The organism is Grimontia kaedaensis, assembly GCF_023746615.1.
In the GTDB taxonomy this organism is placed as follows: domain Bacteria; phylum Pseudomonadota; class Gammaproteobacteria; order Enterobacterales; family Vibrionaceae; genus Enterovibrio; species Enterovibrio kaedaensis.
In genome coordinates, this window is sequence record NZ_CP082275.1 from 402,243 (window position 1) to 428,173 (window position 25,931).

Here is a 25,931-nt window from a genome sequence, read left to right on the forward strand (position 1 = left end):
TAGTTCCAAGATACGGCGGATAAAGAGGGTAAAACAGAAGATAAAATTTGGGTTTCGAGTGGTGGATTGCCTTCTCTGTAATTGGCTTGTTAATCAATTGCTTTAATGTGAAGAGCGAAATAAAAAAGCAGGCGTTATGCCTGCTTTTATCAATTAATGTTTTGGTATTAATAAGTTACTTAAGGCGCATCGACAAATCCATGGCGCGAATGTGTTTGGTCAGTGCACCGACTGAAATGTAATCCACGCCGGTTTCTGCAAACTCGCGGATGGTATCAAGGGTAACGTTGCCGGAAACCTCCAGGGCGACTTTCCCTTTGTTGATCGCAACGGCTTCTCGCATCATGTCAGTGGTGAAGTTATCCAGCATCACAATGTCTGCGCCCGCATCAATGGCTTGTTTCAGTTCATCCAGAGATTCCGTTTCCACTTCAACCGGTTTGCCAGGATTTAACTTCTTAGCTGTCTCTACCGCACCCTGAATACCGCCGCAGGCAATGATATGGTTTTCTTTAATCAGGTAGGCATCATAAACGCCAATGCGGTGATTAAAACCGCCGCCGCAGGAAACAGCATATTTCAGCGCATTACGAAGCCCAGGGATGGTTTTGCGCGTATCCAGCAGGCGGGTTTGGGTGCCAGCAATTTTCTCAACATAGCGGGCAGTTTCTGTGGCGCAGCCAGAGAGTGTCTGGATAAAGTTCATCGCATTGCGTTCGCCTGTCAGCAGGGTGCGGGCTGGGCCTTCTAATTCGCAAAGCACCTGATTCGGCTGGACCTTATCACCGTCCTCCACTTTCCAGTTTATGGTTACTGTGTTACCCAGTTGGCGGAAGACCTCATCAGCAAATGTACGGCCGCAAAACACACCGGCTTCACGGGTGATGATGGTTGCTTTGCCTTGAGTGTCTGCAGTAATCAAGCTGGCTGTGATGTCGCTGTCCGCATTAATCTCACCGCCCAAGTCTTCTTTTAATGTATCAGTAACGCAGCGAACCACATCTTCTTCAAGGTGTGCTTTCAGGTAGGCGATACGGCTTTGGCTATCGTGAACGCGTAGAGTGTTTGAAAGATCGGACATGGTGGTTCCATCACAGTGAATTCGGTTTAAATCAGGTTTGCCCTGAGCGATGGCTGCAAGTTTACCGTCGGCTTGGGAATTTTGCGAGGTAAGAGGTGAGTTCTCTGTATGTCGAATCGTTAGAAAGTTGTGCCTGTTTTGGCAAATGGCGGGTTAAAATAGTCAAAGACCTATTTCTTGTTTGCTGTTTTTTGGCGAGTTTTAAATGTTAACCATCACCGATCATTTGTTGGATAGTGCCCCTTATGTCCCTTCGCCTCACTTTAACGAGCGCCCGGTTGAAGAAGATATTTCGCTGCTGGTGGTGCATAACATCAGCTTGCCGCCGGGTGAGTTTGGTGGCAGCTATATCGAAGATTTCTTTCAGGGAAAACTCACCTCTACAGCACATCCCTTCTTTGATGAAATTCGAGATGTTCAGGTTTCTGCCCATTGCCTGATTAAACGCGATGGCAGTGTGGTGCAGTTTGTGCCTTTCAATCAACGCGCATGGCATGCTGGTGTGTCTTCATTCGAAGGTCGTGAACAGTGCAATGATTTCTCGATAGGTATTGAGCTTGAAGGAGCAGACGACTTGCCATATACAGAGGCACAGTACGTTTCATTGGCAGATGTATCTCGCGCTATCATGAAGCACTATCCTGCTATTACTTATGAGCGTATTACAGGCCATGAGAACATTGCACCAGGAAGAAAAACTGACCCCGGCCAGTCATTCCACTGGGAGAAGTTTAAAGCACTCCTCTAGGCCAAAAAACAGAGGGGATGTGCGTAAAGGTGTGTTGACGGTTTGCTACACCACCTGAAACGACTTTGAGACTGACTACACAGAATTCCAACCGTGGCCAAAATAATTGGTCTGACCATTATCTCTTCGTTGATTAATAAATGCGCGACATTTAATTGTAACCTCTATGACTTAAATCAAGTATACGGTGGACACTAAAGCCACATTCTGGTAACTTTTTATCGGTTTGATAATTGGTCTTACCAATTTACAAGACTAGAAAATGGGATAAGACGCGCAGGAATTCCGGCGCCAGATAAATAATAAAACAATGGCTATACAACGGATTCGTCAACCCAAACTGTCTGACGTTATAGAGAAAGAGCTTGAAAGTCTGATTCTGGAAGGAACCCTTTCGCCTGGGCAAAAGCTGCCACCAGAGCGCGAGTTAGCGAAACAATTCGATGTTTCCCGCCCCTCCGTCCGAGAAGCCATTCAGCGATTAGAAGCCAAGAAACTCCTTAATAGAAAGCAAGGTGGTGGCACCTTTGTGAGTGAGCGCTTGTGGCAGCGTTTCTCTGAGCCTTTGATTGGGCTTTTGGCTGACCACCCTGAAAGCCAGCTTGATTTGCTGGAATCCCGTCATGCGCTGGAAGGAATCTCCTCCTATTTCGCAGCGTTACGTGGAACCGATGAAGATTTACAGCGAGTGTGTGACTGTCACGATAGCATTCGCGAAGCCCAGCAGCTTGGTGACTTGAAAGCAGAAGCTGCCGCCGTTATGAAATACCTGATTGCCGTTACCGAGGCGTCACATAACGTGGTTCTGCTGCATATTATGCGCAGCTTGGCGCCTTTGCTGGAGCAAAACATTTTACAGAACTTTGAGTTACTGAACCGACGTGAAGATGTCGTCGCGAAGGTAACCAAGCACAGAGCCAACATTGTTCAGGCGATTACCGCCGGTGAGCCGGAAAAAGCCCGCCAGGCATCGCATGCACATTTGGCCTTTATCGAGGAAACCCTGCTGGATCTGGGCCGTGAGGAGAGCAGACGTGAACGCTCCCTTCGCCGGATACAGCAACGCAAGGACGAGTTGGAATAGCGGATCCCGACAGCTTTGAGGAGTTGTCAGGAACCGTTTTTTCAGCTGCGACAACATTAGTTTTGTACGAGTCAATCAACGAAAGGATAGATCGCCATGTCTGAAGTCATGAAAAATGACGTGGACGCACTAGAGACCCAAGAGTGGCTAGCAGCTCTTGAATCAGTCGTTCGTGAAGAAGGTGTAGAACGTGCCCAGTTCCTGCTTGAGCAAGTTATGGAAAAGGCGCGCCTTGACGGTGTTGATATGCCAACTGGCATCACCACCAACTATGTGAATACCATCCCTGCAGACAAAGAACCTGCATACCCGGGTGATGTAAACCTGGAACGTCGTATTCGTTCTATCATTCGTTGGAACGCGATCATGATCGTGTTGCGCGCATCGAAGAAAGATCTGGAACTTGGCGGCCACATGGCGTCTTTCCAATCTTCAGCTGCATTCTACGAGACCTGTTTCAACCATTTCTTCCGCGCACCTAACGAGGTGGACGGTGGCGATCTGGTTTACTACCAAGGTCATATTTCACCGGGTATCTACTCGCGTGCATTCGTTGAAGGTCGTCTGACTGAAGAGCAACTGGATAATTTCCGTCAGGAAGTAGATGGTAAAGGTATCTCTTCTTACCCACACCCTAAACTGATGCCTGAGTTCTGGCAGTTCCCGACCGTATCAATGGGTCTGGGTCCAATCTCTGCTATCTATCAAGCACGTTTCCTGAAGTACCTGAACGGTCGTGGTCTGAAAGACACTACCAACCAGCGCGTATACGCATTCCTGGGTGACGGTGAGATGGATGAGCCAGAATCACGCGGCGCGATTTCTTTCGCAGCTCGTGAGAAGCTGGATAACCTGTGCTTCCTGATCAACTGTAACCTGCAGCGTCTTGACGGCCCAGTAATGGGTAACGGCAAGATCATCCAAGAACTGGAAGGTCTGTTCAAAGGTGCTGGCTGGAACGTAGTTAAGGTCGTTTGGGGTAGCGGTTGGGACAAACTGCTGGCGAAAGACACCACCGGTAAACTGCTTCAACTGATGAATGAAACCGTTGACGGTGACTACCAGACGTTCAAAGCAAAAGACGGTGCTTACGTTCGTAAACACTTCTTCGGCAAATACCCAGAGACTGCAGCACTGGTTGCTGACATGACTGATGAAGAGATCTTCGCGCTGAAGCGTGGTGGTCACGAGCCGTCGAAGCTGTACGCTGCATTTAAGAGCGCACAAGAAACTTCAGACCGTCCAACAGTGATCCTGGCTAAGACCGTTAAAGGTTACGGCATGGGTGAAGCGGCTGAAGGTAAGAACATTGCGCACCAGGTTAAGAAGATGGATATGACCCATGTTCTGCACCTGCGTGACCGTCTGGGTCTGCAAGACCTGCTGTCTGATGAAGAGGTTGCTGCACTGCCTTACCTGAAACTGGAAGAAGGTTCAGCAGAGCACCAGTACCTGCACGCTCGTCGCCAAGCGCTGAAAGGCTATACGCCTCAGCGTTTGCCTAACTTCACTGAAGAACTAACTCTGCCACAGCTGGACGCGTTCCAACCTCTGCTGGAAGAGCAAAAGCGTGACATTTCTACCACTATGGCTTTCGTACGTGCACTGAACGTACTGCTGAAAGACAAAGGCGTGGGTAAGAACATCGTTCCAATCATTGCTGACGAAGCGCGTACCTTTGGCATGGAAGGTCTGTTCCGTCAAATCGGTATCTACAACCCGCACGGTCAGAACTACACCCCACAAGACCGCGACATCGTTTCTTACTACAAAGAAGCGACTTCAGGTCAGGTACTGCAAGAAGGTATCAACGAACTGGGTGCCATGTCTTCATGGGTTGCTGCGGCAACGTCATACAGCACCAACGATCTGCCAATGATCCCGTTCTACATCTACTACTCGATGTTCGGCTTCCAACGCGTTGGCGACATGGCGTGGATGGCTGGCGACCAACAATCACGCGGCTTCCTGCTGGGTGCAACTGCAGGTCGTACAACGCTGAACGGTGAAGGTCTTCAGCATGAAGATGGTCACTCACACGTCATGGCGGGTACTGTTCCTAACTGTATCTCTTACGACCCAACTTTCGCTTACGAAGTTGCAGTGATCATGCAAGACGGTATCCGTCGCATGTACGGTCCAGAGCAAGAGAACGTGTTCTACTATCTGACGCTGATGAACGAAAACTACGCGCAGCCAGCAATGCCAGAAGGCGCTGCAGAAGGTATCCGTAAGGGTATCTACAAGCTGGAAGCCTACGCGGGTGACAAAGCGAAAGTTCAGCTGATGGGCTCTGGCACCATCCTGAACGAAGTACGTGCAGCGGCTGACATCCTGAGCAAGGATTACGACATCGCATCTGATGTATTCAGCGTGACGTCTTTCAACGAACTGGCACGTGATGGCCAGGCGTGTGATCGTCAGAACATGCTGAACCCAATGGCAGACGCGCAAGTCCCATACATTGCACAAGTGATGGGTACTGAGCCTGCTATCGTTGCGACTGACTACATGAAGAACTACGCGGACCAAGTTCGTGCGTTCATTCCTGCTGAGTCTTACCGCGTGCTGGGTACTGATGGCTTCGGTCGTTCAGACAGCCGTGAGAACCTGCGTCGTCACTTCGAAGTTAACGCTGGCTACGTAGTCGTTGCTGCGCTGACTGAACTGGCGAAGCGTGGCGATATCGAGAAATCAGTGGTTGTTGAAGCCATTGAGAAGTTCGGTATCGACACTCAGAAAGTGAACCCACTGTACGCGTAAGAGGCATATATCAAATGGCAATCGAAATTAACGTACCAGACATCGGTGCCGATGAGGTTGAAGTTACTGAGATCCTCGTTAGCGTTGGTGACAAAGTTGAAGAAGATCAGTCGCTGATCACCGTTGAAGGTGACAAAGCGTCGATGGAAGTACCTGCATCACAGGCCGGTGTGGTTAAAGAAATCAAAATCGCAGAAGGCGACAAAGTTTCTACCGGCTCTCTGATCATGACTTTCGAAGAGGCAGGCTCCCCTGCCGAGGGTGCAGCTGAAGCTGCACCTGCTCCTGCAGCAGAAGCCGCTCCAGCAGCGGCACCTGCTCAAGCAGCAGCGGCTGAACTGAAAGAAGTTCACGTACCAGATATCGGTGGCGACGAAGTAGAAGTCACTGAAATCATGGTAGCGGTTGGCGACAGCATTGAAGAAGAGCAATCTCTGATCACTGTTGAAGGCGACAAAGCATCAATGGAAGTACCAGCTCCTTTCGCTGGTGTTCTGAAAGAAATCAAAGTAGCAGCGGGTGACAAAGTGTCTACCGGCTCACTGATCATGATTTTCTCTGTAGGCGGAAGCGAAACTGCAGGTTCAGGCGCAGCAGCACCAGTTGCAGCGGCTCCAGCAGCAGAAGCTCCTGCGGCAGCACCAGTCGCTGGCGGCGTGAAAGAAGTTCACGTTCCAGATATCGGTGGTGACGAAGTCGAAGTGACCGAAATCATGGTAGCAATCGGTGACAGTATCGAAGAAGAGCAGTCACTGATCACTGTTGAAGGGGACAAGGCTTCTATGGAAGTTCCTGCACCATTCGCAGGTGTACTGAAAGAAATCAAAGTAGCAGCAGGCGACAAAGTGTCTACTGGCTCGCTGATCATGGTCTTTGAAGTGGCTGGTGCAGCACCTGCACCAGCGGCGGCAGCGACATCTGCACCAGCGGCGGCAGCGACATCTGCTCCTGCAGCGGCACCTGCAGCAGCTTCTGCGCCAGCAGCATCTGGTGACTTCCAGGAAAACAATGAGTACGCACACGCGTCTCCAGTTGTTCGTCGTCTGGCTCGTGAGTTTGGCGTTAACCTGGCGAAAGTGAAAGGTACTGGTCGTAAGAGCCGTATCCTGAAAGAAGACGTTCAGAACTATGTGAAAGATGCGCTTAAGCGTCTGGAATCTGGTGTGGCGGCTTCTGCTTCTGGTAAAGGTGATGGCGCAGCATTGGGTCTTCTGCCTTGGCCGAAAGTTGATTTCAGCAAGTTCGGTGAAACTGAGGTTCAACCTCTGTCTCGCATCAAGAAGATTTCTGGCGCGAACCTGCACCGTAACTGGGTAATGATCCCTCATGTGACTCAGTGGGACAATGCTGATATCACTGAGCTGGAAGCATTCCGTAAAGAACAAAATGCTATCGAAGCGAAGAAAGACACTGGCATGAAGATCACCCCACTGGTGTTCATCATGAAAGCTGTTGCGAAAGCGCTGGAAGCATTCCCAACGTTCAACTCTTCGCTGTCTGAAGACGGTGAGAGTCTGATCTTGAAGAAATTCGTTAACGTTGGTATCGCAGTAGACACGCCAAACGGCCTTGTTGTCCCAGTCTTCAAAGATGTGAACAAGAAAGGTATCTATGAGCTGTCTTCTGAGCTGATGGAAGTATCGAAGAAAGCACGTGCTGGCAAGCTGACCGCAGCTGACATGCAAGGTGGCTGTTTCACTATTTCCAGCCTGGGTGGCATCGGTGGTACTGCATTCACGCCAATCGTGAACGCACCTGAAGTTGCAATCCTGGGTGTGTCTAAGTCAGAAATGAAACCTGTATGGAACGGCAAAGAATTTGCGCCTCGCCTGCAGCTGCCATTGTCTCTATCTTATGATCACCGCGTTATCGACGGTGCAGACGGTGCACGTTTCATTACTTACCTGAACGAGTGTCTGTCAGACATTCGCCGTCTGGTACTGTAAGGCAATACTCCCCCGATCAGCGTTTGTCTGCATATGGCGAACGCTGATTTGATGTACAGCTCACAGGCTATAGGTTTTTATTTTTCAGCTTTTTAACAGGGCTGTAAACTGTCAGGCCAAATGCGAGGCTAGATGTACCGCGCAGTGAAACAAATGGTCCAAGATAATAAAACTCTTAGTCAGGGATATAAGACTACAACGAGGTCAGAATGAGTAAAGAAATCAAAGCCCAAGTCGTCGTACTGGGTTCGGGTCCTGCAGGTTATTCAGCGGCGTTTCGCTGTGCAGACCTGGGTCTGGACACCGTTCTGGTAGAAAAATACAGCACGCTGGGTGGTGTGTGTCTGAACGTGGGTTGTATCCCATCGAAAGCACTGCTGCACGTAGCGAAAGTTATCGAAGAAGCAAAAGCGATGGCTGACCACGGCGTTGTATTTGGTGAACCAACTACAGACATCAGCAAGATCCGCGTATGGAAAGAGAAAGTTGTTAACCAACTGACTGGCGGTCTTGGCGGCATGGCTAAGATGCGTAAAGTGAATGTGGTTAATGGCTACGGTAAGTTTACCGGTCCTAACACCATCGTGGTTGAAGGTGCAGATGGCGCGACCACTGTTAATTTTGACAACGCAATCATCGCTGCGGGTTCTCGCCCAATCGAACTGCCATTTATCCCGCATGAAGACCCACGTATCTGGGACTCTACCGATGCACTGGAACTGAAAGAAGTTCCAGAGAAAATGCTGGTTATGGGTGGCGGTATCATCGGTTTGGAGATGGGTACTGTTTATCACTCGCTGGGTTCTCAAATCGACGTGGTTGAGATGTTTGACCAAGTTATCCCAGCAGCAGATAAAGACATCGTTAAAGTTTTCACCAAGCGTATCAGCAAGAAGTTCAACCTGATGCTGGAAACCAAAGTGACTGCGGTTGAAGCGAAGGAAGACGGCATCTATGTAACGATGGAAGGCAAGAAAGCACCTGCTGAGCCGACGCGTTACGATGCAGTGCTGGTTGCTATCGGCCGTGTACCTAACGGCAAGCTGCTGGACGCTGAGAAATCAGGCGTTGAAGTTGATGAGCGTGGTTTCATCAACGTTGACAAGCAAATGCGTACCAACGTACCGCACATCTATGCAATCGGTGATATCGTTGGTCAGCCAATGCTAGCTCACAAAGGTGTTCATGAAGGCCACGTAGCAGCTGAAGTTATCGCTGGTAAGAAGCACTACTTTGACCCGAAAGTGATTCCATCTATTGCGTACACTGAGCCAGAAGTGGCTTGGGTTGGTCTGACTGAGAAAGAAGCGAAAGCACAAGGCATCAACTACGAAGTGGCTACTTTCCCATGGGCTGCATCTGGCCGTGCAATCGCGTCTGACTGCTCAGACGGTATGACGAAGATGATCTTCGACAAAGATACTCACCGTGTTATCGGTGGTGCGATTGTTGGTACCAACGGTGGCGAACTGCTGGGCGAAATCGGTCTGGCTATTGAGATGGGCTGTGATGCGGAAGACATCGCACTGACCATCCACGCTCACCCGACTCTGCATGAGTCTGTTGGTCTGGCTGCAGAAGTATTTGAAGGTACGATTACTGATCTACCAAACGCGAAAGCGGTGAAGAAGAAAAAATAATTTCTGATTCTTGAATTGAAAAGCGTCTCTTAGGAGGCGCTTTTTTTATTCTCTTTGCTCAATAATTTGGGCTTGGCGTAAGCATCACTGTATACGTGCAACGACTTGATATATCGATTTTTTGAATCCGTCTTAAAGTTTTTAAGAGGTCGGTGTATTTTTATTTCGATTAGGTCAAAGAAGTGTTTGATAATGTTTCTGAATAATTGAAAAAACGCATAATATTGCGGACATTGCTCGTGTGTTTGTCTGATTCAGCGTAAGCCTTTTGGCTCCCCCTTTTTGACAGGGTTGTGCTCAATACAGCTTTTTTGTCAGCCCTACCTTTTTCTTTTTCAACAATATCAATCAACCGTTTTTGTAGTTTGAGGTTCCCATGTTTGCGTTTAGCCAACTCTCGTTCAAGACCAAGTTATTTATACCGCTTGCGTTTGTCAGTACTATTTTTACCGGCGTCTTAGTGGCGTCCTATCAGACATTTGAAAGACAAATTACGCTCAATGAAGAGCTTAACGAGCAGCTTCAACCGACATTCACTGACATTGAAGATGCCTATCGAGATCTTTACCAATCAATGGGGAGTTTAGAAGGATTGCTGGCGCGAGGTGTATCGCCAGAAACCGTTAAAGCGCAACAGTTCGAGTTTTTTGAAAATGCCCCGCTAGCAGTGAAGCGCATGCAGTCTTTCCAGTCTTTGATTGATTTAGGCATTGTTGATCGTTCCTTGCAGGCAGTACTTAACCGGTTAACGCAGAATACAGAGCGTTGGCTAGGTGAGCTGGAGTTGCTCATTAGTTATCCTTCAACAGCGAAAGCACGCTATGCCCAACATCACCAAGCGCTTTCTAGTGACTTCGCAAGCCTTCGTAATGATATAAAAGTCCTTGAAAAAGCGATTGAGTCAGCAAGCAAACGTGTATCCGGCGAGATTGCTGCTTCTACGATCAGTGCTGAGCGTTTGATTGTTGGCGGTACACTAATAGCACTGATTCTGGCGTTGATTGGAGGAATGGTTATATCCCGTTTGCTGATGCAGCCAATCAATGAAATGTTGGCAGCACTCAGAAATATTGCGTCAGGAGATGGCGATCTGACACAGCGACTGTCAGTGCAATCGCAAGATGAAATTGGACAACTTGGCAACGCATTCAATGAATTTGTGAGCAAGATACAAACCAGTATTGAGCAGGTTGTTGATGCTTCTCATGATGTCCGTGCTCAAACAGAGCAGATTGAAACGGCGATGCGAAGCAGTGTGACGCAAACAGAAAGCCAGCAACGTGAAAGCGACATGATCGCTGCTGCGGTACAGGAAATGAGTGCGAGTAGCTTCCAGATCAGCGAAAACGCTTCGGAAGCAGCAGAAGCGACTCATACTGCGACTCAGGAAGTAGGCGCAGCTCAGGATAGTTTGGCGAGCACTGTGAGCGCCATGGCATCGCTTCGTGAGCGAATTGAGCAGTCACAATCGACCATTGGCACTCTTAATAACGATGTCGACAGCATTGCGTCAATCATCGACGTGATTCGTGGCATCGCAGAACAAACCAACTTACTGGCATTGAATGCGGCGATTGAAGCAGCGCGTGCAGGAGAGCAGGGTAGAGGTTTTGCCGTTGTTGCCGATGAAGTGCGAGTATTAGCAAACAAAACCCAGCAAAGTACAGAAGAGATCCGCGAAATGATTGAGCGCCTTGAAACCGGTACTAAGAATGCCGTGGTAGCAATGGATGAGAGTAGCGAAGCGAGCCAGAAGACTGTCACTCAAATCCAGCAAACCTCCGAATATCTCGATGCAGTATCCACAATGATTGTCACCATCAATGACCAGAACAGTCAGGTCGCAGCAGCGTCTTCTCAGCAAAAGACCGTATCAGAAGACATTAATCGCAACATTCACGGTATCGTGGAGAACGGCAAGCAAGTGCACGATAACTTGGAACAGGTGGAAGGTGTGTGCCTGAATCTGGCGGAAAGAAGCCGACAACTTGACAGCGTGGTCGGTGCTTTCAGAGTCTAAACATTGTCGAACAAAAACGCCGCAATTGCGGCGTTTTTTCATTTTGTTGTCAAAGCTTAAAGTTTGAAGCGTTTTACCAGTTCATCGAGTGTATACGAAAGTTCCCGCAACTCATCGCTGGCACGAGCCATATTACCCGCTGTATCCGCAGTTTGCTGGGTGGTTTCGTTAATGTCTTCGATGTTGCGGTTGATGTCAGCAACAACGGTCGACTGTTCTTCCGTCGCTGTTGCGACTTGAGTGTTTATATCTGAAATCAGTACGATTTGCTCGTTGATATGCATCAGTGCTGAAGAGGCATTCTGTGAGGCATCCGCGCCCTGGAAAGTCAGTTGTTGACTGCACTCCATCGCTTCAACAGCAGATTGCGCTTCTTTCTGCAGATCATCGATCATGGTCTGGATTTCATTGGTGGATTCCGCAGTTCGGCTGGCAAGGCTTCTCACTTCATCTGCAACTACCGCAAAGCCGCGCCCTTGTTCGCCAGCACGTGCCGCTTCAATCGCTGCATTCAAGGCCAGTAAATTGGTTTGTTCTGAAACGCCACGTATAACATCCAAGATTCCACCGATTTGCTGGGTATTACCAGCCAACTTGCGGATCACCTCTGCCATGTTGTCCATGTCAGTGGCGAGCTGCTGAATACTGTCTTGCGCCGACATGACCACGCTCTGGCCCGTCGCCGTTTCATTCGCTGCATTATTGGCTGAATCCGCCGCATGGGCAGCATTGGCAGCGATTTCGTTTACGGTCGCTCCCATTTCATTGATGGCAGTAACGACCAACATGGTGCGGTCACGCTGACTTTGGCTCTGATTCTGGGTCATTTGCGCTTGCTCAGCCACGACAGAAGCCGAGTTGTTCAGTGACTGACTGGTGGCTGCAACATCACCCACCACTTGATGGATTTTGCTGACGAAACCATTGAAGCCCTCTGCAAGCTGGCCGATTTCGTCGTTGCCTTTTACCTCAAGACGTTGGCGTAGGTCGCCTTCACCTTCACCGATATCACGGAAAACTTTCGCCAGATCGGAGATAGGACGGGTGATGGTCGATGCGAGAAACACCGCAGCAACGGCTATCAGCGCACACACCAAGACAGACAGCAGGATGATCTGCTGCGCCGTGCTGGTGAGTTCATCGTAAACTTCGGCGGTCGGCACTTCGGCTACTACAAACCAATCCAGAGAAGGAATATAGCTGGACGCCAAAAGAACATCACGCTCACCAGTTGATGTCGCAATCAGGTTAAAGTCACGTTGAATTAACAGGTCACGAACATTCCCCTGATACATCTGAGAGATGTTACTGCTGCCCATGTGGGCACTGTCGCGGTGCAACTGCACGCGGCCGTCGCGGGAAACCATAAATACAAAGCCACTCTGCTCGACTTTGAACTGGCTCATGAAGTTGACCATGTTATCCATCGAACGGGACAGACCAGCCAACAGGGATCCGTTAAGCTGTTGATAGTTTACAAACAGCTTCAGGTCGCCGTTATCTTCCCGGTATACACTGGTGGTGCGCGCTTTACCGCTGCTGACCAGTTTAAAGAACCAGGAGCTGTCCTCAGGTTTCAGCTGACGTAGAAAGCCGTCCTGGTTCCAGTAGTCACCGTTTGCACGGTTGGCGACAGAAGCATCTGTTAATTGGTATTGTTGTTTAAGGGATTGAAGTGTCTCAACGATATCCGACTTGGCGCGTGGATCTCCATTAGCCTGAACGGCGGTTGTCATCATTGGCATACTGGCCAGTTGTTCTGCGGCGGCTTTCAGTTGGGTGACACTTTGCTCCACTTCTTCACGGATATTAGCGAGAAGTAATGGTAGCTCATTGTCGAGCAGGCGCGCCTCTACCATACCGTGGGCTTTGGTAAGACTCAGGAAACTGACAAGGGTGGTGGAAGCGATAACCGCTGAGATCATCGCAAAAATGAGTTTCTGTTTTATAGTTAACCGCGTGAAATACATGCTTTTCTCCGTGGTGCCGATATGCGTTCGGCGTCGTTATTAGCGTTCATGGAACATTGAAATTGCAAGGCAGCAAAAAATGTTGATTAGGCTTCTAAAGGGCAGGTTGGTTACTGCAGCGGTACTGTTGTCGGCCACGCTGTCTGCATCTTTAGCGTTTGCGGAAAATAATTCTCAAAGACCAACTATTGGTTTGGTATTGGGTGGCGGGGGGGCGAAAGGCGCGGCACACGTAGGCGTGCTCAAGGCTTTGGAAGAACTGCACATCCCCGTTGACTACATTGCTGGTACCAGCATGGGTGCCTATGTAGGTGGACTTTATGCCACAGGCATGAGTGCTGATGAAATTGGCGCCATGATGGAATCCATTGACTGGAATGAAGGTTATCAGGACAGAGTTTACCGCGGCGACCGTCGTATCCGAGACAAAGAGCATGAAGACCGTTATAACCTCTCCACCAATCTCGGCTTCGATTTTAAAAGTCTAAAAACACCGCAAGGGGTTGTTCAGGGTCAGAATATGATCCGTATTCTTCGAGACTCGACGGGTAATCTTCCTTCCTTTGCATCGTTTGACCAAATGGTGGTGCCATACCGAGCCGTTGCAACAGACATTGAGCGATTGATTCCCGTTGTCATCGGTGATGGGCAACTAACCGAAGCTATGCTTGCAAGTATGGCTGTGCCGGGGGCATTGCCTCCTGTGGAGCTGGATGGGCATTATCTGGTCGATGGCGGTTCAGTCAATAACTTACCTGTTGATGTAGCGAAAGCCTTGGGTGCTGATATTGTCATTGCTGTCGATATTAGTACGGACTACTACTCGGCAGAAGAGCTGGGCTCTTACCTTCAGGTTATGAATCAGTTGGTCAACTTTATGGTTCGCCAGAGCACGGAAAAACAAATCGGAAACATGGATAAGAACGATTTCCTGCTGACCCCAGATGTGGGTGACATGGAAACCACCGAGTTTGACCGTGTGCCGGAAGCCCTGCAGAAAGGCTATGAGATTGCCATGGTCAACCGGGATGCTCTGGAAAGGATCAGCATGACTTCCGGTGAATATCAGGAGTATGTGGAAGAGAAACAAAAGCGCCGCCGAATGATGCTTTACGGTGACACGTTGGATGTGGACCGCATCGTGATTAATAACGCCACCAGCTTCTCTGACGAAGTGCTTAAAGCTCGCCTAGACCTGCAAACCGGCAAAATGGACTCAGAGAATCTCGAGAAGTCAGTACAGAACCTCTATGCGCTGGATCGTTTCGAAACCGTTCGTTACCACCTTGAACAGAAAGGTAAGGAGAACGTGTTAGTCGTGGATGTAACAGAGAAAAGTTGGGGGCCGAACTTTGTCGACTTTCGCTTTGCACTGGAGGATAACTTTGAGTCAGACACCAATTTCTCTGCAGGTGTCAGCATCAATACCACAGGTCTGTCTGATTACGGCGCAGAGCTGCGATCTACCTTTGAATTGGGTACCGATAAGAAAGCCCAAGCCGAGCTGTATTTGCCGTTTTCTGCTGAGCAGACCTTCTTCACTGAAATACTTGGCGGGTTGGAGGTGAGAGAGCGTGACGAGTATTACCGTAACGAAGAACCTACTCTGGGTGATGATACTTTCACTCTAGGAACACGGTACAGCGAGATTCTGGGTGACGTTAGTGTGGGTTGGCAGCCTGTGCTCTGGGGTGAGTTTAAACTGGGTTATCGACATCTCATCGGAGAAGAGGATCAAGCAGGCGGATTGTTTGTTCAAGATTACGAGCGTGCTATGCCCTATGTCTCATTGACGCTGGACACCTTGGATAACCGTGTTTTTCCGAACTATGGCGCCTATTTTGATGCGTCTTTGGGTTATGCACGCGACAAGCTCAAATCTAAAGATGAACGCTCGGACAGTGAAGCTGCAGTTTTGAATATCGAAGGCATTTACGCCCAAAACTGGGGCAAGCACACCCTTTACGGCAAAGCGAAATATGGCACCATCAATGCCAGAGTGGGCAACGTATTGATTGAGCCACATGAGCTGGGTGGCTTTCTGAACCTGTCAGGTATCCCAAGAGATTCGCTCTGGGCGAACAATATCGCTTACAGTGCATTGGTTTATCGCTATCGTCTGCTGGATAACGACTTTGGGTTGTTTAAATCTCCTGTGTATTTAGGTACTTCCTTCGAATACGGTGGAGTGTGGAACAACCCAGACTTTTCACTAAAAGATATACCGTTTTACACCGCAGGCAGTATATTTGCTGGGGTCGATTCACCATTGGGGCCAATCATTGTCGCCTATGGTCGTACAGAAAATGATCTCGATTCGTTCTATTTTATAGTTGGGTCCCAATTCTAAAGGACGCAGAGAACTAAGTGACCACTTCGTTCTCACTGATAAATCAATTGTTTCATTCCATGCCCGGAATTTAAAATTTGGTTAAAAAGTGATAACATGCCAGCTTCGTTATGCAGGGCACCATAGAAAGATAGCTACCTCCTACATTTCATCCGGTGCCTGCTAGCCGAGCTTAATTCCAAGGATGTCTGGCCGCGACGGCCGGACCGCAATATGAGGAAAACGTCGTGCTTGAAGCCTATCGTAAACACGTCGAAGAACGTGCTGCTCAGGGCATCGTCCCTAAACCACTTGATGCGGAGCAAACCGCAGCCCTAATTGAACTGCTCAAGAACCCACCTGCCGGTGAAGAAAGCACTATTATCGATCTGCTGGAAAACCGAATTCCACCAGGCGTAGACGAAGCGGCATATGTTAAAGCTTGCTTCTTGTCTGCTGTCGCGAAGGGCGAAGACAGCTCTCCACTGATCAGCAAAGAGCGCGCAGTTGAACTGCTTGGCACCATGCAAGGCGGCTACAACATCGAATCACTGGTCGCTCTGCTGGATGATGACGCACTGGCGCCAATTTCGGCTAAAGCGCTCTCTCACACTCTGCTGATGTTCGATGCTTTCTACGACGTAGAAGAAAAAGCGAAAGCGGGTAACGCATTTGCGAAGCAGGTAATGGAGTCTTGGGCGGAAGCTGAGTGGTTCCTTTCCAAGCCGAATGTTCCTGAAAAAGTCACCCTGACAGTATTTAAAGTGACGGGTGAAACAAACACTGATGACCTCTCACCAGCACCGGATGCATGGTCTCGTCCAGACATTCCACTGCACGCCCTGGCGATGCTGAAAAACGAGCGCGACGGTATCAACCCTGACCAAGCGGGCGTGGTTGGTCCAATCAAGCAAATTGAAGCGCTGAAAGAAAAAGGTCACCAACTGGTTTACGTGGGTGACGTTGTCGGTACGGGTTCATCCCGTAAGTCTGCGACCAACTCTGTGCTCTGGTTCATGGGCGATGACATTCCAAACGTTCCAAACAAGCGCGCAGGCGGTTTCTGTCTGGGTGGCAAAATTGCCCCTATCTTCTTCAACACCATGGAAGATGCTGGTGCACTGCCAATCGAGCTGGACGTTTCCAAGCTGAATATGGGTGATGTGATTGACATCTACCCGTTCAAAGGTGAAGTTCGCAGCCATGGCTCTGACGATGTGCTGTCCACCTTCTCCCTGAAAACTGACGTACTTTACGATGAAGTACGCGCAGGTGGCCGTATCCCTCTGATCATTGGCCGTGGCCTGACAGACCGTGCGCGTGAAGCACTGGGTCTGGCTCCATCTGACGTTTTCCGTCGTCCACAACCAGTGGCTGACTCTGGCAAAGGCTTTACCCTTGGTCAGAAGATGGTTGGTAAGGCATGTGGCGTTGAAGGTATCCGCCCAGGTACTTATTGTGAGCCTAAGATGACCACAGTCGGTTCTCAGGACACCACCGGTCCTATGACCCGTGATGAGCTGAAAGATCTGGCATGTCTGGGCTTCTCTGCTGATCTGACTATGCAGTCTTTCTGTCACACTTCGGCGTATCCTAAGCCAGTTGATGTGAACACTCACCACACGCTGCCAGATTTCATCATGAACCGCGGCGGTGTTTCCCTGCGTCCGGGTGATGGTGTTATCCACTCATGGCTGAACCGTATGTTGTTGCCAGATACTGTAGGTACCGGCGGTGACTCACACACCCGTTTCCCACTGGGCATTTCGTTCCCAGCAGGTTCTGGTCTGGTTGCATTCGCAGCGGCGACAGGTGTGATGCCTCTGGATATGCCAGAATCAATCCTTGTTCGTTTCAAAGGTGAAATGCAGCCAGGTATCACTCTGCGTGACCTTGTACATGCGATCCCTTACTACGCCATCAAGCAAGGCCTGCTGACCGTAGAGAAAGCCGGTAAGATCAACGCATTCTCTGGCCGCATTCTTGAAATCGAAGGTGTTGAGCACCTGACGGTTGAGCAGGCATTCGAACTGTCTGATGCATCAGCAGAGCGTTCTGCTGCGGGCTGTACTGTGAAGCTGTCTCAAGAGTCAGTTGCCGAGTACCTGTCTTCTAACATCGTGATGCTGAAGTGGATGATCAGCGAAGGCTACGGCGATCGTCGTACCATCGAACGTCGTATCTCTGCGATGGAAGCATGGCTGGCGAACCCAGAGCTGATGGAAGCTGACGCAGATGCCGAATATGCAGAAGTGATCGAAATCGATCTGGCTGAGATCAACGAGCCAATCCTGTGTGCGCCAAACGACCCAGACGATGCGCGTCTGCTGTCTGACGTTGCTGGTGACAAGGTCGATGAAGTATTCATCGGTTCTTGTATGACCAACATCGGCCACTTCCGTGCAGCAGGTAAACTGTTGGATAAATTCGGTGGCACGCTGGAGACCCGTCTGTGGGTTGCTCCACCGACTAAGATGGACCGTGATCAGCTGACTGAAGAAGGCTACTACGGTATCTATGGCCGCGCTGGCGTACGTATCGAAACTCCGGGCTGTTCACTGTGTATGGGTAACCAAGCGCGTGTTGCTGACAAGGCAACTGTACTGTCTACCTCTACCCGTAACTTCCCGAACCGTCTAGGCACAGGTGCGAATGTTTACCTGTCGTCTGCTGAGCTGGCATCTGTTGGTGCTATCTTGGGTCGTATCCCAACGGTTGAAGAGTATCTGGAATACGCGAAGCAAATCGATGCAACAGCGGCAGATACCTACCGTTACCTGAACTTCCACCGTATGGATCAATACACCAAGAAAGCGGACGAAGTGATTATCCAAGCAGCGGTTTAATGCTTGAAGAACTGATAAAAGAGAGCCTCCCATTTGGGAGGCTTTGTTCGTTATAGGGGATACTGATTTCCTGGGTCCTGGGTCCTGGGTCCTGGGTCCTAGGTCCTAGATCCTAGCTTCAATGTTCTCGCGATGTTCTGGGCGGTCAGTTCAACGTTCTCTTTCGCATTCGCGAGTGCATCTTCCAACGTACAGGCACCCGATACCACGCTAAACAGTGCATCTATGCCGTGGTCATAAACCACAACGCTATCTTGAGTGATGCCGCCTGCGATGCCTATGACTGGTAGGTTAAATTGCTTGGCACAGCGCGCCACACCTATTGGGGTTTTGCCGTGAATGGTTTGGCTGTCGATACGGCCTTCGCCCGTGATGACTAGATCCGCATCTTTCAGTTGCTCTGACAGGTTAACGGCATCCATAACGATTTCGATACCCGGACGCAGGTCAGCATTGAAAATGCCCATTAATGCTGCGCCCATACCACCTGCCGCACCGGCACCCGCGCTATTTTTAACGTCACTACCAAGCTCTGATTTCATTATGTCAGCATAATGAGCAAGGTTGGCATCCAACGTTCTGATCATCTCTGGTGTAGCCCCTTTTTGAGGGCCGAAAATCGCTGACGCGCCTTTCTGTCCACACAGTGGGTTATCGACATCACATGCGACTTCAAGTTTTACGCTCTTGAGGCGTGAGTCGACATCGCTGCAATCAATGGTGTGAAGCCTTGCTAGTGCACCGCCACCAAAGCTAATTACTTGCCCGTCTTCATCCAGTAGTTTAACGCCAAGTGCCTGAGCCATACCTGCACCACCATCATTGGTTGAGCTGCCACCGATACCTACGATTAGGTGCTTAGCGCCATTGTTCAGGGCGGCTTTAATCAGTTCGCCGGTGCCGAAGCTGGTCGTCACCAGAGGGTTACGCTCTGCGGGCGGAACCAAATGAAGACCAGAGGCGGCAGCCATCTCGATGACGGCGGTTTCGCCATCACCCAGTAGGCCAAAGAACCCTTTAACCGGCGCACCAAGAGGCCCCGTGACTTCTATATGAATAATACTGCCGCCTGTGGCATCAACCAGTGATTGCACTGTACCCTCGCCACCGTCTGCCATGGGCAGTTTAGTGAAACGCCAAGCAGGAAGAACGGTCTTGAAACCGTTTTCTATGGCCTGAGCGACTTCTGCGGCACTCAGGCTTTCTTTATAAGAATCAGGGGCAATGACGACATGCATTCTTGGGCTCCAAAAAACAAATTACAGAAGTATTAAACTAAGAATATAGACTGTGACAATACCCGTCAGACCTTGTATCAGGGTGGCTATGGTTTGCGCGCGGTACGCAGTGCTCACCGACATTTTGCTGAACTGGGTGACGACCCAGAAGAAGCTGTCATTGGCGTGTGAGACTGTCATTGCTCCAGCTCCAATTGCCAGCACTGTCAGTACGCGTCCCATTTCGGTCGCTAATCCCAGGTCACCTAGCATCGGTGCAACCAGTGCAGATGTAGTGACCAAAGCAACAGTTGATGAACCTTGCGCTGTTTTCAAAGCAGCGGCCACGATAAATGGCATAAACAGACCGATGCCCAGAGTAGAGAGCGTCTCGCCCAGTTGAGGTCCCACACCAGTTGCTTTAAGTACGGCACCGAATGCACCGCCTGCACCCGTGATCAGCAGAATTGGAGCAGCAGTAGAAATCGCATCAGAAACCTGGGCAGTCAGTGCTTCACCTTTCGTTGGTTTATCTTCCGATGTTTTCACCAGTGGTAGGGCGATGAATAGGCCAATAACCAGTGCATTAAGCGGTGACCCCAGAAAAGCCAGTGCGGTTTTTAATGTGCCGTCACCAAGTGGAGCACTTGGGTAATTGGCAATCGAACCGAGGCAGATCAGGACTATGGGGATCAATATAGGGGAGAAGGCCTGAGCAGCTGTTGGTAATTTCCCGTAGCGAGCTTTGAGTGTTTCGTAACTCTCTGTTACTTCGTCATCTTCACCACACTCGTAGCGTGAAGATGCATAATTTGCCCAAGCCAGGCCTGCCAGCGCAGTTGCTGCGGCCACAATCAGACCTAAACCAATGACCAGCCCTAAATTGTTTGTCAGATCGAGGTTACCGGCTGCGGCAATAGGGCCTGGAGTTGGTGGAACAAAAGTGTGTGTGGCATAAAGGCCGGTTGCCAGCGCAACACTCATGCCGACAGCTGAGACGCCCATACGCTTGGTCATGGCGCGTTTCAGTGAGTTCAGAATCACATACCCTGAATCACAAAATACGGGAATGGATACTAGATAACCTATCAGTGACATGGTCATTCTGGGAAAGCGATCACCAAGCAGTTTGATAATGGTATCTGCCATTGTGATAGCAGCGCCAGAGCGTTCAAGGATGGTCCCAATGATGGTACCCAGCATGATCACTAGACCGATGTATCCCAGAATACCGCCAAAGCCACCACTGATGGTTTTAGCGATGCTACTCAATGGCAAGCCTGAAAGCAGGGCTGTTAAAAAGGCGGCGCCAAGTAACGCGAGAAAGGGATGAATTTTAAATTTGGACGTTGATAGCACCACAAATGCGATGGCTACCAATAACACGATAACGAGTTCCATGATTGAATCTCCTTGTAGGGTAATGGCATTTGTTATGTTGTTATCATGTTTATTTTCCAGACTGATATTGATGAAAACTATGTTTTAATTTACAAATTACTTGGCTTTTTTTCGTTATTTTTTGTTTAAACTAACAATCCATTGTGAAGTCGGCCTGATAGTCAAAGCAGCATAAATAAGCCCTTTATGCTGAAAATTTGTCAGTTCAAAACCGGTACATTCTTCAACCTGCCTTAGCCGGTACCGTACCGTATTGGGGTGAATGGAAAGCGACGAAGCAGCTTTATCTATATCACTGTTCTGGAGAAACCAAGTTTGTAGTGTGCTCAGCAGCACCGGATTTTTATCGGTAATGGCTTGGAGAATACTTTCGACTTGTTCAAGTTGCCAAGTTTCGGAAATCGGATTAAGCAGGGCTGCCAGCGGGTAATCAGATATATTGGCTAAATGCTCAGTTTCCGGCAGGCCGTTCAGCAAAGAACATAATCCGGAAAAAGCGCTGCGTACTTCACCAATGGAATGAGCTGGAGTGCTGAATACCAAGCGATATTTGTCAGTGCTTTTCATCTCTTTTAGCAGGCGCTCCTTACTTTTCTCCCAATGCGTGTGCAGCGCTTCCTGTTTCTTACCTTGAAGGGGAACAAGAATGACCAAAGTAATGCTATTGCAGCTGGCCTTGAGAATGTGTGGATTGATCTGGGAGAGTTGTTTGGTGATAGTGCGTTGGTCAATGTCAATCGGATGCTGCAAAAGCGTAATACCGTAGGAGGTGTCCATCTTGACGTTGAGCTTGGCGGCAATCGAGCGCAAATGATCTTCATTGGTTTCGTATTGTAACCACTGCTGAACAAACTCTTCTTTTCTTGTTTCACTCCACCTCAGCAATTCCAGTTCGTGAGCATGTTCAACTGTCATTTCAGCCGCCATCCTAACCAGTTCTCCATACTGTCTGATATCCTCCAGCCTTCCCGATATCCCAATCACGCCGATGGCCAGATCTTTAAAAAATATGGGTAGATTAACACCGGGTTTTACGCCCCACATGTTGTGCTGCATTTCGTCAGTGATTTCGATAGTCCGCTTTTCGGATAACGCCAGAATGGCGCCTTCGTGACGTTGATGAAGCCTAGAGTGATCGGTAGATGCAATGATGTAACCATGCTCATCCATGACATTCAGGGCATTTTTTATGATCTTTATCGCGCGTTGGACAATGGCGTTGGCTAAGTCTGGCGTAATCTTCATGGATAGCTATGAAAGGATATTGATATTTCCCATAGATTACTTTTCGCAATGAGCACGGGGCTTCTTTGTTGGTGAAATATGTGAACTTCATAAGTGAAAAAACGCGTTGCATCTTATTAGAGAATAGAAACAATGGCCTCTCAATGATCGGAGGGTACACGTGGACTACGAATTTCGACGCAATACTTTAGACGACAGCTTTCATGCTGAGCTATCAATGGGGCATGAGGCGCTTGGGCGCTGGCTCGTTGATGAACTTGGGGCAAACCATGATGCCATAGGTGAAGTTCTTGAAAACCTGAAACGGGTGATGGAGCAAGGCGGAGAATGGACGCGCTCAGGCAAAGTCTTTCTGTTGCAGCTCACACAAGACGAAGCACTGGTGCAGGCCAATATCGTGCTTGAAGGCGGTGAAGAAGAGATGCCTGATGTGGGCCTTCATGCCTATGAAGAGGAAAGTGTGTCACTTTGTGGGCCAGAAGACCTCCTTTTGGTGCTTGAAGCATGGCAAGACTTTATCCGCCGCTATGGTCGCTAATTGACTGATATTTAAAGATAACGGTAATGGATGACCGTTAGTCCAATCTTTTATCCTTCCTTTGTCTAACTTTCCTGACGCAACTTTTTGGTGCGTTGCTATCCCTATTTTGACTTCATGCCTGATCACGGTGAATTTCGTGCACCGATATGGTGCATATAATTTCACATATATCGCACATCCAATATAAGTAATTGAAATTAAACAAAATAAAAAACTGGCACATCATTTGTTTATAAGTTGACCAGAACACAAATATTTTCTGGTTCAAGGAGACGGTAATGAAATTGATCAACGCAATTATCAAACCCTTCAAGCTCGACGATGTGCGCGAAGCACTGGCTGAAGTCGGCGTGGATGGTATGACAGTGTCAGAAGTAAAAGGTTTTGGTCGTCAGAAAGGCCATACCGAATTGTATCGCGGTGCGGAGTACCAGGTAGATTTTCTGCCTAAAGTGAAGCTGGAAATTGCAGCACACAGCGAGAACGTCGACGAAATTATTGAAGCTATCAGCAAAGCGGCGCAGACCGGCAAAATTGGCGACGGAAAGATTTTTGTTTATGACCTCCAGCAAGCTGTACGTATTCGTACTGGCGAGATGGACGCAGAAGCGATTTAAGGGTTAAGGGAGTAAGAAAGATGGAACTGACTACAACTGTGACAGAGCTGCGTTATGCGCTCGATACCTTTTTCTTTTTGATTTCAGGTGCACTGGTAATGTGGATGGCGGCAGGTTTTGCCATGCTGGAAGCTGGTCTGGTGCGTTCTAAAAACACCACGGAAATTCTCACCAAGAACGTCTGTCTGTATGCGATTGCATGTACGACTTACCTGCTGGTGGGTTACAACATCATGTATGTCGACAACACGGAAGGCGGCTGGCTGCCATCGTTCGGTGCCTTGATTGGTACTCAAAGCGAAGGCGCGGACCACTCTCTTGAATCTGACTTTTTCTTCCAGGTTGTCTTCGTAGCGACTGCAATGTCTGTGGTTTCTGGTGCAGTAGCTGAGCGTATGAAGCTTTGGGCTTTCCTGGCGTTCTCTGTTGTACTGACAGCGTTTATCTACCCAATGGAAGGTTACTGGACTTGGGGCGGTGGCTTCCTGTCAGAAGCTGGTTTCAGCGACTTCGCAGGTTCAGGCATCGTTCACATGGCGGGTGCTGCAGCGGCATTGGCAGGTGTTCTTCTGCTGGGTGCACGCAAAGGCAAATACGGCAAGAATGGTCAAATCTACCCAATTCCAGGTTCAAACCTGCCATTGGCAACCTTGGGTACTTTCATCCTGTGGTTCGGTTGGTTCGGCTTCAACGGCGGTTCGCAACTGATGGTATCAGACTTTGAGAACGCAACAGCAGTTGGTCAAATCTTCCTGAACACCAACGCAGCGGCGGCGGCGGGTGCTATTGTGGCACTGGCAGTGTGTAAAGCCACTTGGGGTAAAGCTGACCTGACAATGGTATTGAACGGCGCGTTGGCTGGTCTGGTAGCGATTACTGCTGACCCACTGTCACCATCTCCAGTTGCGGCACTGACTATCGGTGGTCTGTCTGGTGCATTGGTTGTTATCAGTATCGTTGGTCTGGATAAACTGAAGATTGATGATCCAGTAGGTGCTATCTCTGTACACGGTACTTGTGGTCTGTTTGGTCTGCTGGCAGTACCTTTCAGCAACGCTGATGCCACTTTCGGCGCACAAATCTTCGGTGCAGCAGTTATCTTTGCTTGGGTATTCGGTGCAAGCCTGGCGGTTTGGGCAGTGCTGAAAGCCACCATGGGTATCCGTGTAGGTGAAGAAGAAGAACTTGAAGGCATGGACTTCCACGACTGTGGTGTAGATGCTTACCCAGAGTTTGTTAGCGTGAAATAATATGTAACATTTCTGGGTGCTTACAAAGCCCTGCTTCCTTTGGATGCAGGGCTTTTTGCTATTTATCGGTTACATAACGTATTGCATACGCATATTTGGCGTGTATACTAATCGGATTGATAAACGTTCTCATTTGAATTTGCACTTTAGGGAATCAAGGATATGAAAAAGCTATTGACTGCATCAGCGCTGATGTTTGGAGTTATGGGTACAGGCGCAGTGCAAGCTGCAGAAGAAGTTAACGTATACTCTTACCGTCAGCCGTTTCTGATTGAGCCAATGCTTGACCAGTTCACCAAGGAGACAGGTATCAAGGTAAACGTGAAGTTTGCTAAGAAAGGTATGGCTGAGAAAGTTGAGCAGGAAGGCGAATATAGCCCGGCTGACGTTCTGCTGACTGTTGATATCTCTCGTCTGATGGAGCTGGTAAATAAAGATCTGGTTCAACCCGTTGATAGCAACATCATTGATGAAAACGTGCCAGCGCAATACCGCGATGGTGAAGACCGCTGGTTTGCCCTGACTACGCGTTCTCGCGCGGTTTACTCTTCTCGCGACCGTGTAGGTCAACTGGGTGCGGACTTTGATTACATGGATCTGGCGAAGCCTGAATTCAAAGGAAAGATCTGTACACGCTCTGGTAAGCATCCGTACAATGTGTCCCTGATTGCCTCTATCATAGCTAACCATGGCGAAGCAGAAGCAAAAGCATGGCTGGAAGGCGTTAAAGCGAATCTGGCTCGTAAACCACAGGGTAACGACCGTGCACAAGTGAAAGCGATCTCTGAAGGTCTGTGTGACGTGTCTCTGGGTAACAGCTACTACCTGGGTAAAATGCTGGCCGACGAGAAGCAAATCCCTTGGGCTGAGAGCGTATACCTGAACTACCCTGGCCAAAAAGCTGACGGCACACACGTGAACATCAGCGGTATGGCACTGGCGAAATACTCGCCAAACAAAGAAAACGCGCAAAAACTGATGGAGTACCTGACGTCAGATGCGGCACAAAAGATGTACGCGGAAGTGAACTACGAAGAGCCAGTTAAGCCGGGCGTTGCAAGCTCTGAGCTGGTGGCTTCTTGGGGTGAATACGACGCAGACGATCTGCCACTTGAAACCATTGCGGATAACTACGCAACAGCGATGAAACTTCTTGATGAAGTGAAATTCGACCTGTAATGGTGAATGGGGAGCTTGGTTCCCCCTTACTGCATTCTGACGCCATAATGTTGT

General features: G+C 49.2%; 18 protein-coding genes. 12 read left to right on the forward strand and 6 right to left on the reverse strand.

All coding sequences use genetic code 11. The annotated features are described in order from the left end of the window. Positions 1-175: 175 nt before the first annotated feature. Positions 176-1,081, reverse strand: a complete 906-nt coding sequence (gene nadC / locus K6Q96_RS02010; RefSeq protein ID WP_251877406.1) for a carboxylating nicotinate-nucleotide diphosphorylase — start codon at positions 1,079-1,081, stop codon at positions 176-178. A gap of 205 nt (positions 1,082-1,286) precedes the next feature. On the opposite strand from nadC, the gene ampD reads away from it, so the two are divergent. The 5 genes from ampD to lpdA all read left to right on the forward strand — a co-directional run bounded on the left by ampD (position 1,287) and on the right by lpdA (position 9,262). Then, positions 1,287-1,829, forward strand: a complete 543-nt coding sequence (ampD, locus tag K6Q96_RS02015; RefSeq protein ID WP_251877408.1) for a 1,6-anhydro-N-acetylmuramyl-L-alanine amidase AmpD — start codon at positions 1,287-1,289, stop codon at positions 1,827-1,829. Between the two features lie 310 nt (positions 1,830-2,139). Then, complete coding sequence (pdhR, locus tag K6Q96_RS02020; protein ID WP_251877410.1) at positions 2,140-2,913, forward strand: pyruvate dehydrogenase complex transcriptional repressor PdhR; 774 nt, start codon at positions 2,140-2,142, stop codon at positions 2,911-2,913. Between the two features lie 96 nt (positions 2,914-3,009). Then, complete coding sequence (aceE, locus tag K6Q96_RS02025) at positions 3,010-5,676, forward strand: pyruvate dehydrogenase (acetyl-transferring), homodimeric type (protein WP_251877412.1); 2,667 nt, start codon at positions 3,010-3,012, stop codon at positions 5,674-5,676. 14 nt (positions 5,677-5,690) lie between these two features. Further along, positions 5,691-7,622: a pyruvate dehydrogenase complex dihydrolipoyllysine-residue acetyltransferase gene (gene aceF / locus K6Q96_RS02030; RefSeq protein ID WP_251877414.1), complete on the forward strand. Its 1,932-nt coding sequence runs from the start codon at positions 5,691-5,693 to the stop codon at positions 7,620-7,622. Positions 7,623-7,831: 209 nt separating this feature from the next. Further along, positions 7,832-9,262 (forward strand): dihydrolipoyl dehydrogenase, encoded by a 1,431-nt coding sequence (gene lpdA, locus K6Q96_RS02035; RefSeq protein ID WP_002537408.1) that lies wholly within the window; start codon positions 7,832-7,834, stop codon positions 9,260-9,262. 169 nt (positions 9,263-9,431) lie between these two features. Here lpdA and K6Q96_RS02040 read toward each other — a convergent pair whose 3' ends face one another. Then, positions 9,432-9,656, reverse strand: coding sequence for a hypothetical protein (locus tag K6Q96_RS02040; RefSeq protein WP_251877416.1), 225 nt, complete (start codon positions 9,654-9,656; stop codon positions 9,432-9,434). A gap of 66 nt (positions 9,657-9,722) precedes the next feature. On the opposite strand from K6Q96_RS02040, the gene K6Q96_RS02045 reads away from it, so the two are divergent. Continuing rightward, positions 9,723-11,282, forward strand: coding sequence for a methyl-accepting chemotaxis protein (locus tag K6Q96_RS02045; protein ID WP_251877418.1), 1,560 nt, complete (start codon positions 9,723-9,725; stop codon positions 11,280-11,282). A gap of 56 nt (positions 11,283-11,338) precedes the next feature. Here the strand turns inward: K6Q96_RS02045 and K6Q96_RS02050 are convergent, their stop codons facing one another. Beyond that, the gene (locus tag K6Q96_RS02050) at positions 11,339-13,252 is read right to left on the reverse strand and encodes a methyl-accepting chemotaxis protein (protein WP_251877420.1); all 1,914 of its coding nucleotides are present in this window, start codon (positions 13,250-13,252) and stop codon (positions 11,339-11,341) included. Positions 13,253-13,331: 79 nt separating this feature from the next. Here K6Q96_RS02050 and K6Q96_RS02055 point away from each other — a divergent pair, with 79 nt between their 5' ends. Both K6Q96_RS02055 and acnB read left to right on the forward strand, forming a co-directional pair. Then, positions 13,332-15,602: a patatin-like phospholipase family protein gene (locus K6Q96_RS02055; protein ID WP_251877422.1), complete on the forward strand. Its 2,271-nt coding sequence runs from the start codon at positions 13,332-13,334 to the stop codon at positions 15,600-15,602. Positions 15,603-15,829: 227 nt separating this feature from the next. Continuing rightward, positions 15,830-18,427, forward strand: coding sequence for a bifunctional aconitate hydratase 2/2-methylisocitrate dehydratase (gene acnB / locus K6Q96_RS02060; RefSeq protein WP_062666050.1), 2,598 nt, complete (start codon positions 15,830-15,832; stop codon positions 18,425-18,427). 98 nt (positions 18,428-18,525) lie between these two features. Here the strand turns inward: acnB and K6Q96_RS02065 are convergent, their stop codons facing one another. The 3 genes from K6Q96_RS02065 to K6Q96_RS02075 all read right to left on the reverse strand — a co-directional run bounded on the left by K6Q96_RS02065 (position 18,526) and on the right by K6Q96_RS02075 (position 22,290). Further along, complete coding sequence (locus K6Q96_RS02065) at positions 18,526-19,665, reverse strand: glycerate kinase (RefSeq protein ID WP_251877424.1); 1,140 nt, start codon at positions 19,663-19,665, stop codon at positions 18,526-18,528. A gap of 21 nt (positions 19,666-19,686) precedes the next feature. After that, positions 19,687-21,045, reverse strand: a complete 1,359-nt coding sequence (locus tag K6Q96_RS02070; RefSeq protein WP_251877426.1) for a GntP family permease — start codon at positions 21,043-21,045, stop codon at positions 19,687-19,689. A 114-nt stretch (positions 21,046-21,159) separates the two neighbouring features. Beyond that, the gene (locus K6Q96_RS02075; protein WP_251877428.1) at positions 21,160-22,290 is read right to left on the reverse strand and encodes a sugar diacid recognition domain-containing protein; all 1,131 of its coding nucleotides are present in this window, start codon (positions 22,288-22,290) and stop codon (positions 21,160-21,162) included. Positions 22,291-22,450: 160 nt separating this feature from the next. Between K6Q96_RS02075 and K6Q96_RS02080 the strand changes: the two genes are divergently transcribed. From K6Q96_RS02080 to K6Q96_RS02095, 4 genes are all read left to right on the forward strand, one after another. Then, entirely contained in the window at positions 22,451-22,828 is a 378-nt protein-coding gene (locus K6Q96_RS02080) for a YacL family protein (RefSeq protein WP_251877430.1), read from the forward strand. Between the two features lie 281 nt (positions 22,829-23,109). Continuing rightward, positions 23,110-23,448, forward strand: a complete 339-nt coding sequence (gene glnK, locus K6Q96_RS02085) for a P-II family nitrogen regulator (RefSeq protein ID WP_002537421.1) — start codon at positions 23,110-23,112, stop codon at positions 23,446-23,448. A 20-nt stretch (positions 23,449-23,468) separates the two neighbouring features. Next, positions 23,469-24,698, forward strand: coding sequence for an ammonium transporter (locus K6Q96_RS02090; RefSeq protein WP_002537422.1), 1,230 nt, complete (start codon positions 23,469-23,471; stop codon positions 24,696-24,698). A 162-nt stretch (positions 24,699-24,860) separates the two neighbouring features. Next, positions 24,861-25,877 carry a Fe(3+) ABC transporter substrate-binding protein gene (locus K6Q96_RS02095; RefSeq protein WP_251877432.1) on the forward strand — a complete coding sequence of 339 codons (1,017 nt, stop codon included), beginning with the start codon at positions 24,861-24,863 and terminating at the stop codon, positions 25,875-25,877. Positions 25,878-25,931 lie beyond the last annotated feature (54 nt).